The organism is Kurthia sp. ISK08 (genome assembly GCF_046159805.1).
In the GTDB taxonomy this organism is placed as follows: domain Bacteria; phylum Bacillota; class Bacilli; order Bacillales_A; family Planococcaceae; genus Kurthia; species Kurthia gibsonii.
The window spans coordinates 63,778-82,209 of record NZ_JBJXHL010000008.1 but is presented as its reverse complement, the minus strand read 5'-3'; the positions used below and the strand labels follow the sequence as shown (position 1 = coordinate 82,209).

General features: G+C 36.5%; 19 protein-coding genes and 1 riboswitch. Of the genes, 4 read left to right on the top strand and 15 right to left on the bottom strand.

The window, feature by feature from the left end; all coding sequences use genetic code 11:
- Positions 1–153: 153 nt before the first annotated feature.
- On the top strand, positions 154–1,146 hold the full coding sequence (locus tag ACKVQX_RS13490) for a rod shape-determining protein (protein WP_068450887.1): 993 nt from the start codon (positions 154–156) through the stop codon (positions 1,144–1,146).
- An 83-nt stretch (positions 1,147–1,229) separates the two neighbouring features.
- Entirely contained in the window at positions 1,230–1,793 is a 564-nt protein-coding gene (locus tag ACKVQX_RS13485) for a carbonic anhydrase (protein WP_068450884.1), read from the top strand.
- Between the two features lie 96 nt (positions 1,794–1,889).
- Here the strand turns inward: ACKVQX_RS13485 and ACKVQX_RS13480 are convergent, their stop codons facing one another.
- Together ACKVQX_RS13480 and ACKVQX_RS13475 are read right to left on the bottom strand one after the other, a co-directional pair.
- On the bottom strand, positions 1,890–2,435 hold the full coding sequence (locus ACKVQX_RS13480; RefSeq protein WP_068450881.1) for a GNAT family N-acetyltransferase: 546 nt from the start codon (positions 2,433–2,435) through the stop codon (positions 1,890–1,892).
- A gap of 48 nt (positions 2,436–2,483) precedes the next feature.
- Positions 2,484–3,239 (bottom strand): polyphosphate kinase 2 family protein, encoded by a 756-nt coding sequence (locus tag ACKVQX_RS13475; protein WP_285215440.1) that lies wholly within the window; start codon positions 3,237–3,239, stop codon positions 2,484–2,486.
- Positions 3,240–3,385: 146 nt separating this feature from the next.
- Between ACKVQX_RS13475 and ACKVQX_RS13470 the strand changes: the two genes are divergently transcribed.
- Complete coding sequence (locus tag ACKVQX_RS13470; RefSeq protein ID WP_131004905.1) at positions 3,386–4,117, top strand: tryptophan-rich sensory protein; 732 nt, start codon at positions 3,386–3,388, stop codon at positions 4,115–4,117.
- A 54-nt stretch (positions 4,118–4,171) separates the two neighbouring features.
- On the opposite strand, the gene map is transcribed toward ACKVQX_RS13470, so the two are convergent.
- Both map and thiT read right to left on the bottom strand, forming a co-directional pair.
- Positions 4,172–4,924 (bottom strand): type I methionyl aminopeptidase, encoded by a 753-nt coding sequence (gene map, locus ACKVQX_RS13465; protein WP_068450871.1) that lies wholly within the window; start codon positions 4,922–4,924, stop codon positions 4,172–4,174.
- 169 nt (positions 4,925–5,093) lie between these two features.
- On the bottom strand, positions 5,094–5,657 hold the full coding sequence (gene thiT, locus ACKVQX_RS13460; protein ID WP_068450867.1) for an energy-coupled thiamine transporter ThiT: 564 nt from the start codon (positions 5,655–5,657) through the stop codon (positions 5,094–5,096).
- Positions 5,658–5,752: 95 nt separating this feature from the next.
- A riboswitch (TPP riboswitch) is annotated at positions 5,753–5,852 on the bottom strand.
- Positions 5,853–5,967: 115 nt separating this feature from the next.
- Between thiT and ACKVQX_RS13455 the strand changes: the two genes are divergently transcribed.
- Positions 5,968–6,321: a DUF4870 domain-containing protein gene (locus ACKVQX_RS13455; protein WP_068450864.1), complete on the top strand. Its 354-nt coding sequence runs from the start codon at positions 5,968–5,970 to the stop codon at positions 6,319–6,321.
- A gap of 42 nt (positions 6,322–6,363) precedes the next feature.
- Here ACKVQX_RS13455 and ACKVQX_RS13450 read toward each other — a convergent pair whose 3' ends face one another.
- The 11 genes from ACKVQX_RS13450 to ACKVQX_RS13400 all read right to left on the bottom strand — a co-directional run bounded on the left by ACKVQX_RS13450 (position 6,364) and on the right by ACKVQX_RS13400 (position 18,361).
- Positions 6,364–7,236, bottom strand: coding sequence for a peptidylprolyl isomerase (locus ACKVQX_RS13450; RefSeq protein ID WP_068450853.1), 873 nt, complete (start codon positions 7,234–7,236; stop codon positions 6,364–6,366).
- Positions 7,237–7,299: 63 nt separating this feature from the next.
- Positions 7,300–8,712, bottom strand: coding sequence for a HAMP domain-containing sensor histidine kinase (locus tag ACKVQX_RS13445; protein ID WP_325943808.1), 1,413 nt, complete (start codon positions 8,710–8,712; stop codon positions 7,300–7,302).
- Entirely contained in the window at positions 8,696–9,373 is a 678-nt protein-coding gene (locus ACKVQX_RS13440; RefSeq protein ID WP_409136412.1) for a response regulator, read from the bottom strand. The genes ACKVQX_RS13445 and ACKVQX_RS13440 overlap by 17 nt, the downstream gene beginning before the upstream one ends.
- A gap of 209 nt (positions 9,374–9,582) precedes the next feature.
- Positions 9,583–10,812: an aminopeptidase gene (locus tag ACKVQX_RS13435; protein WP_068450847.1), complete on the bottom strand. Its 1,230-nt coding sequence runs from the start codon at positions 10,810–10,812 to the stop codon at positions 9,583–9,585.
- Between the two features lie 22 nt (positions 10,813–10,834).
- Positions 10,835–12,109 (bottom strand): DEAD/DEAH box helicase, encoded by a 1,275-nt coding sequence (locus tag ACKVQX_RS13430; protein ID WP_082701349.1) that lies wholly within the window; start codon positions 12,107–12,109, stop codon positions 10,835–10,837.
- 159 nt (positions 12,110–12,268) lie between these two features.
- On the bottom strand, positions 12,269–12,973 hold the full coding sequence (locus ACKVQX_RS13425) for an aspartate/glutamate racemase family protein (protein ID WP_068450845.1): 705 nt from the start codon (positions 12,971–12,973) through the stop codon (positions 12,269–12,271).
- A 3-nt stretch (positions 12,974–12,976) separates the two neighbouring features.
- Positions 12,977–14,149: a hypothetical protein gene (locus ACKVQX_RS13420; RefSeq protein ID WP_068457215.1), complete on the bottom strand. Its 1,173-nt coding sequence runs from the start codon at positions 14,147–14,149 to the stop codon at positions 12,977–12,979.
- Between the two features lie 64 nt (positions 14,150–14,213).
- Positions 14,214–15,035 carry a C39 family peptidase gene (locus ACKVQX_RS13415; RefSeq protein ID WP_409136411.1) on the bottom strand — a complete coding sequence of 274 codons (822 nt, stop codon included), beginning with the start codon at positions 15,033–15,035 and terminating at the stop codon, positions 14,214–14,216.
- Positions 15,036–15,226: 191 nt separating this feature from the next.
- Positions 15,227–17,053 carry an asparagine synthase (glutamine-hydrolyzing) gene (gene asnB / locus ACKVQX_RS13410; RefSeq protein ID WP_325922739.1) on the bottom strand — a complete coding sequence of 609 codons (1,827 nt, stop codon included), beginning with the start codon at positions 17,051–17,053 and terminating at the stop codon, positions 15,227–15,229.
- Between the two features lie 92 nt (positions 17,054–17,145).
- Positions 17,146–17,295, bottom strand: a complete 150-nt coding sequence (gene fbpA, locus ACKVQX_RS13405; RefSeq protein ID WP_409136410.1) for a Fur-regulated basic protein FbpA — start codon at positions 17,293–17,295, stop codon at positions 17,146–17,148.
- 253 nt (positions 17,296–17,548) lie between these two features.
- On the bottom strand, positions 17,549–18,361 hold the full coding sequence (locus ACKVQX_RS13400) for a hypothetical protein (RefSeq protein ID WP_409136409.1): 813 nt from the start codon (positions 18,359–18,361) through the stop codon (positions 17,549–17,551).
- Positions 18,362–18,432 lie beyond the last annotated feature (71 nt).

The window sequence follows — 18,432 nt, the reverse complement described above, 5'->3', positions numbered from 1 at the left end:
TGATATATCAACAACTCTATTTTTATTTCCTTTTTTATCCTTCATATTTAAACTATCATTCCCTTTTTTCTTCATTTATACTATTAAAACGACTGATTTGTTATTTTTTTATCATATTAGATATTTATATAAAGCTAGAGGAGGCGTTGTTTGATGTTTACATCTTCAGCTCTTGGAATTGATTTAGGTACAGCGAACACATTAGTGTACGTAAAAAATAAAGGTATTATTTTGAATGAGCCATCTGTCGTGGCTGTCAATACAACGACAAAACAAGTAATTGCGATTGGTCATGAAGCCAAAGCAATGATTGGAAAAACACCACCGAATATTACAGTATGTCATCCACTTAAAGATGGTGTCATTGCAGATTTTGATATGGCAACTGCTCTTTTAAAAACGATTTTAGATCGCGTCTTTAAAGACAAAGGACGATTTAAAAAACCGAACATCGTTATTTGTGCACCTTCTGGGGCAACATCGATTGAGCGTTTAGCTATTCAGGATGCTGCACGCCAATGTGGAGCTAAAGAGGCATTTTTAATTGATGAACCTGTTGCTGCAGCTATTGGGGCAGAGTTACCTGTAAACGAGCCTACAGCGAGCGCAATTGTTGATTTAGGCGGTGGTACAACTGAAGTTGGAATCATCTCATTAGGTGGTATTGTAACAACGGCAACTGCCAAAATTGGTGGCGACTCAATTAACGATGATATCATTCACTATCTACGCAAAGAATTCAATTTATTAATTGGTGCTAAAACTGCTGAAGAAATCAAAATTGAGATTGGGCATGCACCAATTGAACATGCAGTAGCACAAATGACCGTAACAGGACGTGACTTAGTCACAGGATTACCACGTAGTATTACAATTGATTCGATGCAGCTACAAGATTGCTTATCTGAAACATTCCAAGCGATTTTAGAACTGATTCGTCGTACTCTAGAATCTTGTCCACCAGAACTTGCTGGTGATATTGTAGAACGTGGTATCGTTCTTGCTGGCGGGACATCTTTACTACAAGGATTAGATGAATGGTTAGCAAATGAACTATTTATTCCAGTTTACAGAGCACAATCTCCTCTTGAAGCGGTTGCGATTGGTACAGGTCTCTCAACAGAAACACTACATTACCTTAAATAATCGTTCTTTTTATGCATTTTTACCATAAACGTTTAATTTTTTACTTTTTTTAGATAAAATTAAATGTGGGAGGGGAGTTTGTAATGAGAAAATTAGATGAGATTTTAGAGTTTAACAAAAAGTTTGTAGAAAACCAAGATTATGTATCATATGTATCGGATGTAGTACCGAATAAAAAGTTAGCAATTGTAACTTGTATGGATGCACGCTTAATTGAATTATTACAAAAAGCAATCAACATTAAAAATGGTGATGCGAAAATGATCAAAACAGCGGGGGCACAAATTAATAATCCATTCGGCAGTATCATGCGAAGTGTACTAGTTGCAGTCTATGCTTTAAAAGCAGAGGAAGTACTTGTAGTTGGACACAAAAACTGTGGTATGAATTCAATGGATCCATCAAAAGTTATCAACGAAATTAAATCACGTGGGGTAGATGACAAAACGTTTGAAATCATCTCACATACAGGAATTGATGTTGAGGATTGGTTAAAAGGCTTCACTGATTTAGAAGAAGAAGTGAAACGCAGCGTAAATGTTGTACGTAATCATCCTTTAGTCACAAAAGATGTACCTGTACATGGTTTAATCATTGATCCAAAAACAGGCGAACTTGAACTTGTAACAAACGGTTACGACCTATAATAATAAAAAGAACCGCTGCCTTGATAAGACAGCGGTTCTTTTTTAAAATTTCTTTTTAAATTGTCTTTTCCACTTATACCAAAGTGTCTTACCTTTTCAATGTTCCTCTGCGAGCTTCGCATATAGATAATGATCTACCCATACACCATTAATATAAAGTAATTGTTTTAACAATCCTTCACGTTGATAACCGACTTTTTCTAGCACACGATAAGACCCTTCATTTGCTGGCGATACATAGGCTTCAATTCTATGTAAATCCAAATTTTCAAAGCCGAATTTTGTAATACATTCCACCGCTTCTGTTGTAATTCCTTTACGAGTAAAGCGCTCATCTAAGGAATAACCGATGAACGCACTCGAAAAAGGCAAGCGCTTAATGGAATAAATCGATATATGACCGATTAACTCTTTCGTATTTTTAAGGAAGATTCCAAAACTATACTCTCGACGCATATTCATTTGATGCATCGAATCGTTAATTCGCTTCAATTGAAAATTCTTCGTGTAATATTCAGGACTATGAAGTGGCTCATGGATGGACCAAAATCGCTTATTTTGTACAACTAGGTTTGTTAATGCTTCCGCATCTTCTTCAATTAATACGCGATATATACAGCGTTCGCTCTCTAAGTAAAGCATGCCACATCATCTCTCTCTACACAATTTCATCAGCTTTTAACTAAAAAACTATTTCTCATCTGGGTAATCAATCTCAATTCCCATACTTTTAATTTTCGATTCACAATGCTTAATTGTTTCTTTTAATACTTTGATTCTTGCATATTCTTTATCATTACCTGCAACTAAAATCCATGGTGCATTCGGATGATCTGTTTTAGCAAACATATCATTTGCTGCTTGAACATACTGAGGCCATTTTTTACGATTGCGCCAATCTTCATCTGTTAGCTTCCAAGATTTATATGGATCCTTCTCACGTGCATTAAAACGATTCAATTGTTCTTCCTCTGTGATTTGTAGCCAGAACTTCAAAATAATATAGTGATCATCTGTCAGTACACGCTCGAACTCATTAATCTCACGGTAAGCACGTGTCCATTCAGCTTCCGTTGCAAAACCTTCAATTCGCTCTACTAATACACGACCATACCAACTACGGTCAAAAATACCGATACTTCCTCTAAACGGTAGCTTACGCCAGAAACGTTGTAAGTAGTTGTGACGTAATTCGTGTGGCTTTGGAGCAGAAATTGGATGTACAACATAACCACGCGGATCTAATCGTTCAATCAAGCGCTTAATCGCGCCACCCTTTCCAGCTGCGTCCATTCCTTCAAAGGCAATAATTAAACCGATATTATTACGATGCAACGTCTGTTGTAACGTTAACATTTTTAGCTGTAATTTTTTTAATTCTTTTTTATACGACTTCTTACTATTAAACTTCTTATCCATATTTAATTCTTCTAAAGATTGAGTCATGTAAACACTCCTTTTCCTGAATCTGATTATATATACCCTTTTTTTATGAAACGTTCACCAAATTGAAAATGATTGCACTATGAAAGACGTGTATAATGATAGTTAGTATTTTTAAATACGAAAAATCTTGATGAGGAGGAGATCTTTTGGGCAGACTATTGTTAATGACAATCAGTTTTTTAGCAATGATGATTGTCAGCGTATCTGCTGCCATTCTTCCATTCAATGGTCAAACGACAGTGGATGTTGCAAATAGCTATACCATTCTAGCTTATCCATCCGACTATGTCTTTTATGTAGTGGCACTCATCTATCTCTCTATATTATATTGGATTTACAAACAATGGCAAATGTTTGCAAAGAAACAATTTGCGATTACACATGTACAAAGTTTTTTATTTACAATTAGTATGGTCCTTTCAATCGTTTGGATTTATTACTGGCAAAATAGTCAGTTCATCATCGCATGTATGATACTCGTATTCAGTACACTTGCACTTGCAGGTATGTATTTATTACTACCTGAAAAGAATACGATGACCACACGCCTACCTATATCACTTTATTTAGCATGGCTCGTATTACTTATTATGTTCAATTTAGCAATCTTACTTGTTGCAGCACGTTGGGATGGTTTTGGATTAAGTCAACCGCTATGGGCCGTCATCTTATTGACTGTCTTTGTAGCCATTGCACTTCACATCCGCTTTCATCATTACGATCCTTACTTCCCGATTCTATTCATCTGGTTCTATTTAGGAATTGCTGTACAAAATAACTTTGAGGAATTATTAGTAACAACAGCTGCATTATTTTTAAGTGGTGTATTACTTGCTGGTATTCTATTTATGCGTAAAAAGCCAAGAACAATCTATTAACATGTTTTACACTATAGAAAAGAGGAGAACGAAAAAATCGTTCTCCTCTTTTTATTAATCAATTTTTGTTGTTAAAATCGGGCCATTTTTTGTCACGATTACTGTATGCTCTAGTTGTGCTACAAATGATTTATCTGGTGTTAAAAACGCCCAACCATCTGTACCTTCAATAATATTTTCAGCTGCTTGTGAGATGAATGGTTCTACTGCGAAAACCATACCTTCTTTCATTAAAGTAGCGTCCCATGCATCATAATAGTTCAATACATATTGTGGTTCTTCATGTAATGAGTGTCCTACACCATGACCTGTTAGGTTCATAATTACTTTTAAACCATTATCATGCGCTTCACGTTCTACAGCTTTACCAATTTGATTCAATTTAGAACCTGGTTTAACCTTTGTCATAGCACGATCAAAAGCTGACTGTGCTACATCACATAATTTTTGTAATTCTGGCTTTTCAGCATCACCTACGATAAATGAAATACCTGTATCTGCATAAAAACCATCCACATGACCCGATACATCAATATTAATCATATCGCCTTCTTTTAGAGGTGTATCGTTTGGAATGCCATGTGCTACGACCTCGTTTACACTAATACATGTGAAACCTGGGAAGTCATATTCTGCTTTTGGTCCAGATACTGCACCTTTTTCTTCAAATAGTTTACCAGCTAATTCATCTAGCTCTTTTGTTGTAACGCCTGGTTTTGTCGCAGCTTTCATTGCCTCGCGAATTTCTGCCATGGCACGACCCGCTTTTAATAACGCATCGATTTCTTGTTGAGTTGTTGCAATCATGTATAACGGTCCCTTCTATATAAAATTCTACTCTTAACTATATCATAATTTTTGTAGATACATATAAAAAGTCTATGCATTCTTTCATACATTCAGTAAAAGTTTTTATTTAGGTGGATATATATATAATAAAAAACGTAACGATTTCTTAGTCGCTACGTTTTTATTCTTAATACGTCTTTTGAACGAATAACTTAGGTGCTGCTCTAAACAATAGATAAATCACGACAGCTGTTAAAATAATAGCTGGAATCATATACGAGCTATTATAAACAACAGAATAAATCCATGGGTTTTGGTCGCCCGCATAACTTGCGAAGAATACTGCGCCTGCTACTGTATGTGAAATCAGTCGTAGGATTCCACCAATTGCTGTACCCACTAAAATCCAGCCAAGCATTGCGCCATCTTTTTTCTGTTTTGAAGCACGAATAACCATCGGACGGAAAACTCCAGCAATCCCGACAATTGTGAACGCAAAGAAGTAATCTAAAAATCCTTGTAATGGGGTTAAAATACTTGCACCTGTTAAAACTTGTAGTACCCCTACAATAAGACCTGTCGCAAGCCCTGGTAATGTTCCCCAACGCATCGCCATCAATACGATTGGTACCATAACTAAACTAATGGAACCACCCTGTGCCCAAATCGAAAACGATAGTTTGTCTAAAATAAAACCAATCGCCGCAAAAATGGCCACCTCAATCATCATTAATAATCTTTGTTTGTTCATCTTTATGAACCTCCATTGATTTGATGTCTTACACAATTCCTGTGGTAATCTAGATAAAAAAAACGACATCAGGACAGAGCCTGACATCGTTATATGTCGGTTTCTATCCACATTCCTACGCAAGTGTTAACTTACAGGTTCGAAGGGTTGGAGTCGAAACTCTCTCTCAGCACGTATGCACCCCTTGTGGTTTACATCATTATTTTTGAACACTCTCATTCTACTGAATTTAACGAAATATAGCAATAGCATGAAACGATTTCCATTTTTATACGTATATAAGTTATTATGAACAAAAGGGAGGGTTATCATGGAACAGAATAATCGTATTTTATCATCACTTTGTTACTTCAGTATTTTCTTTGCAGGCTTTATTTTACCGCTGATTGTTATGCTCGTTGTAAAAGATCGTGATGTAAAAAAACACGCAACACATGCACTTATTTCTCACTTGTTACTTTATGTTCCTGCAGTTATTTTCTTTATTATTTTAGCAACAATGGGTATCTTTGCATCAGCTGAAATGAGTGATTCAACAGGTGCTGCACTTGGTATAGGTGTCATTATTTTCATCATTTTCATGGCTTTATTCTCATTGGCGATTGTCATTTGGAATATCGTTCGCGGCATTCAAGTATTAAACCAAAAAAGTACAACTATGTAAGAAAAAGAAGCAGCTGAGATAATTCTCATACTGCTTCTTTTGTTATTTACTGAGTGTATTTGTAATGTCGTAGTCTGCCATTTTCTCTGTTAACCAACTTGAATATTGTGCGCTAATTTGCGCTTCAATATACGCTTCTTTTACTTTGTCTTTGACCTCTTCATACTTCGCTGTTTTTGCATCGACTGTACCTGTTACTTTGATAATATGGTAACCATAATCTGTTTTGATTGGGTCACTAATATCACCTTTTTTCATGCTGAAAGCTTGTGTCGCAAATTCTTCCACCATTTCTGATTTCGTAAAGTAGCCTAAGTCGCCACCTTTACTTTTCGTGGCAGTATCAGTTGAATATTTCTTCGCCAATTTTGCAAAGTCACCACCTGCATCTAACTCTTTTTTGATTTTTGTCGCAGTTGCTTTTTTCTCTACAAGAATGTGACTTGCCTTCACTTGCGCTGCTGTATCGAATGTAGATTGATTTTCTTTTAGATAAGCTTTTAATGTTTCGTCAGATGTATCTAAATCCTTCTCAATCATTTTAGATGCGAGTACATACGTTTTTAAATTCGCTTTAAAATCAGATTTAGACATGTTATTTGATTCAAGTGCTGATTCAAGTGCATCTGCTCCGCCATATTGTGTTTCGACTTTTTTATATTGTGCATCTACTTCTGCATCACTTGCTGTTACTTTTTGTTTTTCTGCTTCAAGTGTAATTACTTGATCTTGAATTAATGTTTCAAGCGCTGCACTACCATATTGTTTATTTAAAACATTATTCAGTTGCTGTTGTGTAATTTTCGTATCGCCTACTTTTGCGACATATCCTGTTTTGGCTGTTGCATAATATACACCACTTCCAACAACTAAAACAAAGATGATAGCGATTGCCCAGATCATTCTCTTTTTCATCTATTTGACACTCCTTATTTTTGAACTATCTTCACTATAAAGAAGGAATGTGTCAACGAGACGTCATGCTTCATTTCTTTTCAGTTCAATCACAAAACACGTACCTTGTTCATCGCTATGCACTAAACGTAAGTCACCTTGCATCGACTGAGCCATCATTTTACTAAGTGGTAATCCCAACCCTAATCCACGAATTGCATATTTTTTATTTTCCCCTCGATAAAAGCGGTCAAAAATAAATGGTTGTTCTTCTTTTGGAATACCACTTCCCTCGTCTTGAACAAAAATACGCACTTTTTCTTTATCTGCTTGTAGACGAATATGAATCTGACCTTGTTCATGCATTGCTTGTGCTGCATTCGTCCATAAATTCGTACAAATCTGTTGGAAACGTATAGGATCAATTGAGAGGTGAATTGGTTCTACATGTTCATCTAATGTAATCTGAACTTCTTCAAACTCTTGTGTAGTTTGCCATTGTTTCATTGTATTTTCTACATACGAATTGATTTCTTTTGTTTCAAATTTAAGTGGGATGGCATTGACTGCAAACGAGTTAAAAGCAAGTAAGTCACCTACCATCGTTTTCATTTTCTTCGTTTCGACCATTGCCATCTGTACAAATTCACGTGCTTCCTCTCCAGTCACAACACCGTCTTTTAATGCTTGAAGTAAGCCGTCAATTGCTGTTACAGGCGTTTTTAATTCATGCGTTACACCTGCTAAAAGCTCTGTACGCATCGCTTCAAGTTGTTCAAGACGATTCGCCATCTCAGTAAATGATGTGACAAGTTCATATACTTCTCGTTCCTTTGGATGATCTGGCAGAGAGATAGCATAATTCCCTTCTTGAATTTGCTTGGCTGCTACAGCTACCTCCCGAATTGGACGAACTAATCGAGAAGTTAAATAATAGATAGCTCCAAGTCCAATGAGTGCAAGTGCTCCAATCATTAGTGCTAGTTGACCATATGCTTGATTCGAGCGCGTCATCATTTTTTCATCTTCCATAACAACAACCCAGCCTACATGCTTCTCATCCATTTCTACTTTTTTCTTCACCATATAGTAGGTTTGCGATATACCATCTAAGTCTTTTAGTGTCTGTTTTTCATCTGAAGAAGTTAGTACCTCTTTTGGAATTTTGGTAATTTTTGGTCCCATAGCACGTTCATTTAGTACATCCCCGTCTGTATTTGTTATATAGACTTTTGGTTTTATATCTTGTCTTGAGAACTTCTCAGGATCGCCAATAAAACGATTCGGCACATCATTTGTTGGATTCTCTACATCTGTTAATTGGTTTGTTATTTGTTCTGCTAGTACTTCCATTGTATCCATGCGATACGATACATTCGTATGACGAATCCACATGGCTGAAATAAATGCCACAATCGCTAAGCCAATGAGTAATACGAGTAAATAACGCGTCATCCAATACGTTTGTAGTGAGATACGTTTACGATTTTTGAACACGTAGTTGATACCCCAATCCTCGCAGTGTACGGATTTCACCCTCATCAGCTGCCCACGCTTGTAACGCTTTACGCAGTCTTTTAATAGATAAGTCAACTGCTCTGTCACTTCCATCGTAGTTCCAGCCCCACACATTCTCTAATAATTGATCACGTGTGAATGTTTGATTTGGATGTTCTGCTAAAAATAATAGTACGGATAAGTCACGTGGCGTGAGTGTCACTTCTTCTCCGTGCAGGTGAACTTGATGCGCTGTTGAATCAATTTGTAAAGCTCCAAACTGCTTCACTGCATGTTGTGGTTGATTCACGCGTCTTAACACGGCTTTAATCCGCGCTACCACTTCCTCTGCTTCAAAAGGCTTGGCAATGTAGTCATCTGCGCCACCATTTAAACCATCTAATTTAAAATGTGTGTCACCAAGTGCAGTCAACATAATCACAGGTGTTTGTGACTGCTCACGAATTTCTTTTAAAATTGTCCAACCATCTTTTCCTGGTAACATCACATCAAGTAATACAAGGTCTGGTTGAAAACGTTCAAATATAAAAAAAACTTCACTACCTGTAAAGACTTGTTCTGTTTCAAAACCTGCTTTACGTAAATAAACCTTTAACACTTGGCTAATGGCTTGGTCATCTTCAACAATTAATACTTTCATGTTCATTCGCTCCTCATTTATTCACGTATGCTTATTTTACCCTGTTTATACGTCAACTAGATGTCTACGAATAGATAAAACATTTCGCTTTTCTTTTTAGAGTGCGCAACGAAAAACTGGAACCGCGCCACAACACGGTTCCAGTTTTTCTTATACTCATATCAAATGGTGTGTTTACACCTATAACCTAAACTATTGTTTCTATTTATTTAAAATGCCCAATTTCCTTTACGGAAGATTGGTTCAACTGTACCATCTGCCAAAATACCATCAATATCCATCTCACCGCTACCAATCATGAAATCTTCGTGTGTAATCGATGAGTTAATACCATGTGCGTCTAGTTCAGCCTCAGATAATTCGCTTCCACCTTCATAGCATGTTGGATATGCTGCACCAACAGCTAAATGATTTGAAGCATTCTCATCGAATAATGTGTTGTAATATAAAATATTTGATGCAGAAATAGGTGATTCATGCGGTACAAGTGCTACTTCACCAAGATATTTTGAACCTTCATCTGAAGAAATCATCTCTTGTAATAAGTCTTGTCCAATCTCTGCTTCTGCTTTGACAATGACACCATCTTCAAATGCCAGTGTAAATTTATCAATAATATTTCCTTGATATACAAGTGGTTTTGTATTCGATACATAGCCATTCACACCATACTTAGAAGGTAATGTATAGACTTCTTCTGTTGGCATATTCGCTACAAATTCTGTTTTTTCTGGTGTACGACTTGAACCAGTTTGCCAAATATGTTTTTCAGGTAATTCAATCCATAAATCTGTTCCTGGTGCTGTATAGTGTAATTTTGTATAGCGTTTGGCATTTAATAAATCTGCACGTGCATGTAATTTAATCAGATGTTCTTCCCAATTTAGTACTGCATCACCTTCACCAATTCGAACTGTTTTGAAGATGGCCTCCCAAAGTGCTGGGACTTGCTCTTCTTCTGGTAAGTGAGGGAATACTTTTTTCGCCCAAGCTTTTGAAGGAATGGCGATAATTGACCATGCAATTTTGTCGTTCATTACAGCATCACGATAGTTTTCAAGTGCCTTACCTGCTGCTTTTTGATGTGTTGATAATTTATTCACAGGAACACCTGTTAATAAGTCTGGATCAGCTGCATCAATCCACAGTAATGCACCTTTACGCTCGATTAATTCATCGCGTTGTTCTGCAATCCAGCGTGGATATTTTTCAAATTCTTCTTCAGGCGCATAATCAAATAATGCGCGATCAATTGCTTCATCTGAAAAATTAACAGTTACACGTGCTGCCCCTGCTTCATACGCTTTTTTCACAACCATACGTGTAAACTCAACTGTATCTGTTGAAGTATTAATTAAAAGTGTTTGCCCCTTTTGAACGTTTGCGCCTACTTTTACAGCTAATTCTGCAAATTGCGCTAATTTTTCTTCAAAACTCATCTCATCATACCCCTTTATTTACTTATTTTTTCTTGCTTGAAAATTTTCTTCCACCTTGATTATACGGTTTTTTTGAACCATTTGCTTGTTTGGAATCACGATTGCCACCATTACCACCACGACGGTTCTGTTGTTTACGACGTAATTCTTCTGGTTTACGTGAAGCATGTGGATATTCACCCTTACCATCCATCAGCTGTCCACCTTTTAAAATACGTTCAGTCGGACGGTCTTCTAGTTCACGTGTATATTGTTTATATTCTTTTTCTTCGAATGAAGTAAGAAGTGTTAAAACTTCACCACTCTTACCTGCACGACCTGTACGGCCTGAACGGTGTAAATATTGTTCACGGTTATGTGGCACATCCACATGAATCACATGTGATAAGCCCATAATATCTAAACCACGTGCCGCCACATCTGTTGCAATTAGAATACGGATTTTTCCTTTACGGAATGCTTCAAGCGCCTGTTTACGCTCTTCTTTTTTCATCTCTGCATGCAGTACAGCAATCGGTGCATTTAAATATTGTAACTTTGTTTCTTTCATTAGTAATTGGTCTAAGTTATTCACAAATGCAAGACCACGTAACCCTTCAATATGAGATAGTTTACGTAGTAATTCTGTTTTTTCACGTACGCTTACTTTCATATATGAATGAATGACTTTCCCTTGGTCTGGAATGTCTTCTGGACGTACTTTAAAACGCTTCGGTTCAGACATTAGACGTTCGCCTACTAATTCAATCTCATCTGTAATTGTAGCTGATACAAGAGCCACTTGACGGTCATGATTTGCGCCATCAATGAATGATTTCACAATCACACGTGATTCACGTCCAAGTAATTGGTCACCTTCATCTAATACGATGTAACGCAGTTCATGTAATTTTAATTTTTTCGCACGTACTAATTCGTTTAGTCGCCCTGGGGTTCCCACTGCAATTGTTGGTTTTTTCTTCAACTTTTCGATTTGGCGCGCTGTATTTGCACCACCAATTAACGGTACAACTGTAATCGGTGTTCCAGCCGTCCAGTCACGAATAACATCTGTAATTTGCATACAAAGTTCTTGTGACGGTGCAACGATTAACGCCTGTGTATTTTTCTTTGTACCATCTACTTGTTGAAGGATTGGCAAGACATACGCTAATGTTTTCCCTGTTCCTGTTGGCGATTCAGCAATTACGTCATGTCCAGCTAACATCGCTGGAATCATCTCATCTTGAATCGGCATTGTTTTTTCAAATTTCCATTTTGCTTGTAAATCTTCATTTAATTGTGTTAAAAAAGTCATTTTAACGCCACCTTCTTTCATCTTCTTTAATTAAAACATAAATTGTCGCTATGTGAGCATCTGTTTTATACAAAATTCCTACGTTTCCATGAATTCAGGTTGCAAGAAGAAGGAGAAACCACATACATGCTGTGATTCCTCCCTCTCTCTGATGCTTATTTATACATGTTCATATCCACATACTTCAATCGCACGATCTGCTAATGTTACCATCGCATCCACGTAACGTGAATCTTGGTCCAATGCAAAATCACGATTGACAATGGATAATTCAGTGCATCCTAATACAATATAGTCACAGCCCTCTGCAAACATTGCATCTTCAATACGCTGCCACATCTCTCTCGAAATGCTGCGCCCAGCCTTTATATACTCATAAATAATTTCCATTAATACATCTTGTAACGCATCATCTGGAACGATTGGCTCAATCCCTTGTTCGCGTAAAGCATTTTGATATAAATTCGTTGAAAGTGTTCCTTTTGTTCCAAGGACACCTACTTTTTTTGCACCGAGATTTTTCACTTTTTGTGCAGTTTCACGAATCATATGCAAAATCGGTACGGCTGTGTCTTTTGCTAAATCGTCATAAAAATAATGTGCTGTATTACAAGGAATGCAGATTACATCTACACCCATTCCGACTAATTTCCCCGCATCTTGTACCATGACAGGAAGAGGGTTGGGTTTTGTATGATCTAAAATATAAGCTGTACGATCAGGTATTCTCGTATCATTATCAATGATACAATGCATATGCTCTTGGTCTGTCGAAGCTTTCGTTCTTCGGACAATCATCTCCCCTAACAACATCGTTGCTAATGGACCTACACCACCAATAATACCTAATGTTTTCTTAGTCATAGATTAAGACAAGCCCTTCTTATTAAAGTATTTTTTATATTTGCGGTAATAGTTCAGACTGTTTAATGTCAGTTTTGCGTAGCGTGTTACATTCATATCTTCCTTATAGAATAATGAATTCGTTACTTTACCTTCTTTAATGAGTTGACGTGCTTTTGCTTTCAACTCTGGGTTTTGTGCATATTTGAATAATACACCGTTCGGAATAACCGTCCATAAATGCTCATTATCTGCATAGACTAAATCTTGTTTTTTACCAAGCATGTAGTCATCTGCTACATATTGCATTAAGTTATAGCCAGCTGCTGTCACATAGTAACTTGAGCGACCATTTCGTAAGTTAATTTCGAATAATTTATATTTACCATCGCGGTAATCATATTTCATATCGAAGTTGGCAATACCTTCAAAACCGATATCTTCTAGGAAGAACTTCACTTGGTCCATTAACTCTTTGTCATATGTTGTAATAATTGCTGCGTAACTACCGATTCCTTCAGGTGAGTGTTCTTCAAGAATTGGATTACCTAAACACATTAATTTCGCTTTACCATCTGTTCCAATATACGCATTTAATACACGCATATATGAGTCGTCACCAGGAATGAATTCTTGTACAATCATCGCATCTTGGTAAGACGATGAATAGATTGCTTTTAAAATCGCAGTTTTTTCAGCTTCATCTTGTGCAACGAATACTTTTTTCTTACCTGGGAATGAACAAGCCCAGTATTCCACTGAATTCGATGCTTTTAAAATGATTGGATATTGAATATCTGGCGAGAAGTTCTCGTAGTTTTCAGCTGTAACAATATCTGTCTTCGGATAGCTGAAATTATACTTTTCACACATCTCGTAGAAATTCTCTTTTAAGAGAATTTGATCCATTAATTCTTCATTAATGTAAGGCACCGTAAAGTCTTTTACAAGCTCATCTTTATTTTTAATAATGAGTTTTACATAATCATCACCGCAACCCATTAATAATAAATTTTGCCCTGCAAATTTCTTCGCAGTACGTTGCATAATCGCTAAAAAGTCTTCTTTTAGCTTTGGTTCTTCGTAGAAGTCTAAAATACGACTATTTTGTGTTGGTGTTAAATGTGCGCGTCCAATAACGACGGATTTAATTCCATATGCTTCGTAAAAAGCACGTGCCATTCCATAGGCATTCATGTCGGAACCTATTAAAATGGGTAAAAATGATTGCTCTGCCACTTGTTCATCATCTGCCTTATCTTTATTTTTCAAGCACGATTGCTTGTGATTTCATCTCTTTAAAACTTTTAAAAAAGTCTTCTTCATTATGGACGACGTATCCTTTTAATGGATCCATTACAATAACTTTTCCATCTTGATAGCCTGTCACGACAACAACATGTAAATTACGATACATTTCGATGGGATGATCCGTTCCTTTAATCGTCCACCCTTGCTTCATCTGCGGCGGTGTTAAATCAAGTGTCACCCATGTAATGACCGGAATTCCTTTGTTTACTTTATTTAAAATTTGTTCTTTTGAAGCACCTGTCATGTTGCGAACTTTTAATACTTTTTTTGTTTGCTTGATGTAATTTTGTGCTGCTTTTTCAATTACAGGCGCAAAAGCATACATACCGTCTGTTTCGCTTGCAGGGTTACCAGCATATTTCTTCGCTGGATCAGGACCAATCCAAACACCATTTGCTCGTACAAGTGGCTCTTTTGGTAAGTATTTTTTCTCCATGACTTCTTTTGTCACATTGGCTCCGTAAAATTGTAGAACTGCTGTTAATGCTGTAATTTCACACCCATGTGGAAAAACAGGCCTTTGTAAAACAACAGGTACGTTGGCTCCTTTGTGATTACGCACATAGTACGTTTCTAAACGAATATAACTTGTCGATTCTTCTATTTTGACAAGTTGAGCAATCCCTTCGCTCTCACTCTCATAAATAGAAGACGGCGTAAAGAGATACTTCTTACCGTCTTGTAAACCATAGATATCCACTTCTCCATTGGCATCTGCTGTTTTTTCCATAACCAACTCATTCGTATTCGCGTCACGAATGTTCACTTTCATATTAGGGATAGGCGTCCCGCTTCCGAACTCCACAATCAATATTTTAATCGCTTTTTCTGATTGCTCATCTTTTGCAGGAAAAATGCTCGTACATCCACCTAATAATGCACTAAGTAATAAAATGCAAAAGAGGAGCAAAGACAAACTGACTTTACTTCTCTTAAACAATGTCATTAGCTCCCTCAATCAGATTATCCGAAATATTGGTTATACCATACAAGGAATACATAGATTGACCAAATTTTACGTTGGTTTTTCGCTTTTCCTTCATAATGATCTGTTAACAATTGTACAATCGCTTTTTGATCGAAGAATTTCGCTGCTGTATCTGATTCGAATGTTGCTTTAATTTGGTTATAGTATTTTTCCTCTTGCATCCATAGACGAATTGGCACTGGGAAACCAATCTTTTTACGTTTTGCCCACTCTTGTGGTAACGCACGTTCAGATGCTTTACGGAATGCATATTTTGTATTTTCTTCATTGATACGGTAACGTGCAGGTACTTTTGAAGCGACACGCATAATTTCGCGGTCTAAGAATGGTACACGTAGCTCAATTGAATGTGCCATTGACATTTTATCTGCTTTTAATAGAATGTCATCTACTAACCATAAATTTAAGTCTAGTAATTGTTTTTTCGTTAAATCATCTTCGTTTGGATTTTTACGATAAACAGGCATAACGATTTCTTCAACTGTTGGCGCATCTAAGAATTCTGGTTTTAAGATTGCTGCTGATTCATCTTCTTCAAAAATGTGTGCTTGTCCGATGAATGTTTTTTCAACAGGTAAGCCACCCTTCATTAAGAAGTGTTTACCGCGTACTTCTGGTAATGCTTCTGCTACTTTACCAATCGGTTTACGGATGAATCCTGGTACTTTTTTATATTTACGCATTGTTGGTGAATCATCATATTCTTCGTAACCACCGAATAATTCATCTGCCCCTTCACCTGAAAGAACAACAGTTACGTGTTTACGCGCTAGTTCTGCTAAGAAATAAAGCGGTACGATTGATGGGTTTGAATGTGGTTCATCCATCATGTACTGAATATCACCAATTTTATTGAAGCATTCTTCTGGATCTAATACTTCACTTACGTTTTCAATGCCTAATTCATCAGATAATGCTTTTGCGTTGTCTACTTCTGAGAATTTTTTCGCTGCGAAACCGACTGAGAATGTTTTATCTGGTTTTAAAACAGATGCTACATAACTAGAGTCTACGCCTGAAGATAGGAATGAACCTACTTTTACGGTCTTATCTGAGAATTCGTGTGCCTTAATTGATTCACGTACTGTATCATCAATTTCGCTTACGATTTCATCTAGTGGACGCTCTTCTGGATTGAATTTTGGTTCCCAGTAACGCGTAATTTCAACTTTACCGTTCTCATATGTCATATAATGAGCTGCTGGCATTTTGAATACGCCTTTAAAGAATGTTTCGTTTAACACAGGGAATTGGAATGTTAAGTATGGTTTTAACGCTTTTTCATTTAATGCTTTTTCGAAATGAGGGTGTGGTAAGAAACTTTTGATTTCTGAACCAAACATTAATGTACCGTTCATTTGCGCATAATAAAGTGGTTTAATACCAAACATATCACGTGCCGCAAATAATTTTTTGTTATTTTTATCCCAAATAACGAACGCAAACATACCACGTAGTTTTTGTACTAATTTTGTACCGTATTCTTCATAACCATGAATTAATACTTCACTATCTGTATGTGTTGTAAATGTATGTCCTTTTGCAATTAAGTCTTCACGAATTGATTCAAAATTGTAAATTTCACCGTTGAAAATCAATACAAGTGAACGATCTTCGTTGTAAATTGGTTGGCTACCATGCTCTACGTCAATAATACTTAAACGACGGAAACCAAGTGCCGCCTCACCATCTGTATAAGCCCCTGCTGAGTCTGGACCACGATGAATAATTTGGTTCATCATATTTTCTAAAACCACATCTGGGTTTGCTACTTCGCCTACGAATCCTGTAAATCCACACATATATTTATATTCTCCTATCTATTACAATCAATGTCCTATTTCAATCTCTTCATTTTAACATTTTTTCTTGTATTCTTCTCGCTTTTTTTCAATTAACTTACGTGTTTTCTATACTCCTGAACAAGGATATGTAATGGAACTTGATATAGTTGTAAGTCTTTGATTTTATATACGCCAATCGCCATTAGTTGATCGATTACATCATCTTTTAATGTCTGTTTTTGTCGGTTTTGTTGTGTCATACGATCGTACTCCTTCTTGTTCAATGCTACACAATCCATACCCTCTCATCGTTTTTTCAAACGATTAAAGTCATTGAGGTTCTACCGCTTGTTCGGTTTCTACGCTAATAGGACCTCAAAAAACGAAAGAAGTTGCATAAATCATGATTTTTCAGAAGAAAAAAGGCGAAATATCGTACGTTCTCATTTTATGCCTAAGTTCCCTTTCACACAACCGTTTCCCATCATTTTCTACCAATTGATTTGACGCATTTTATTTTTGTTTGAATAGTTCATTCAGATTATTAAATGCCATCACCATTTTCCCATTCACAAAGCCAATTCCTTCTGGTTCTCGTTTTGTCTGCAGTGCTACTCGTTTTAGATTACCTTTCGCATCAACCACACCATATTGACCATCTGACAAAATATAATAAAGCCCTTTTTCATACGTAAAGCCTTGAACTGGTTTTTTAACTGTTGTTCCAACTAATCCTTTTACAACGATTCTTTTCTTCGTATCCAGTACAGCTTGCTTACCTGTTAATGTAATACGATTGATATGATAACCCTCTGTTACTTTCGATACGACAGAAGCTTCGCGTTCATTATGCATGTAGAGTACGTTCGGGTGAATGTTGGATGGTAGTGTCCATGACTGCTTCACACGCAATGTTTTTTCATCGATTTTGTACATTTGATAGCTTTTCTTACCTGAAATATCTGCAACGACATAAATTGAACCTTTATAATTAGAAATCGCTTGTCCATGTCCTATCACAAGACGCGTACTTTTCTTTACTAGTTTTCCTGTTGAATAATAGTGATAAATATAGCCATATGTTGTTTTGTCATCTGTCGCATAGCTCACATAAATATCCTTTTTCGTATTGATTGTAAAACCTTGTAGACTACGAATCTCATTTGGCGCAACCTTCCCTGCTGGATCTCGATAAGGATAAAACCAAGTTTTCATCACTTGTTTATTCGAAAAAGTAATGGTGTTTGTTTTAGCTTTTACGTTCTTTTCAAATGCGAACGTAAGGCAGCTTAAAAATAAAAGTAGAATAAGTATGTATTGTTTCATGTTGTAGCTCCTAGTTGTTTTTTTATAATATCGACAACATGAATAGAAAATAGATAAAAAAACACCAAAAC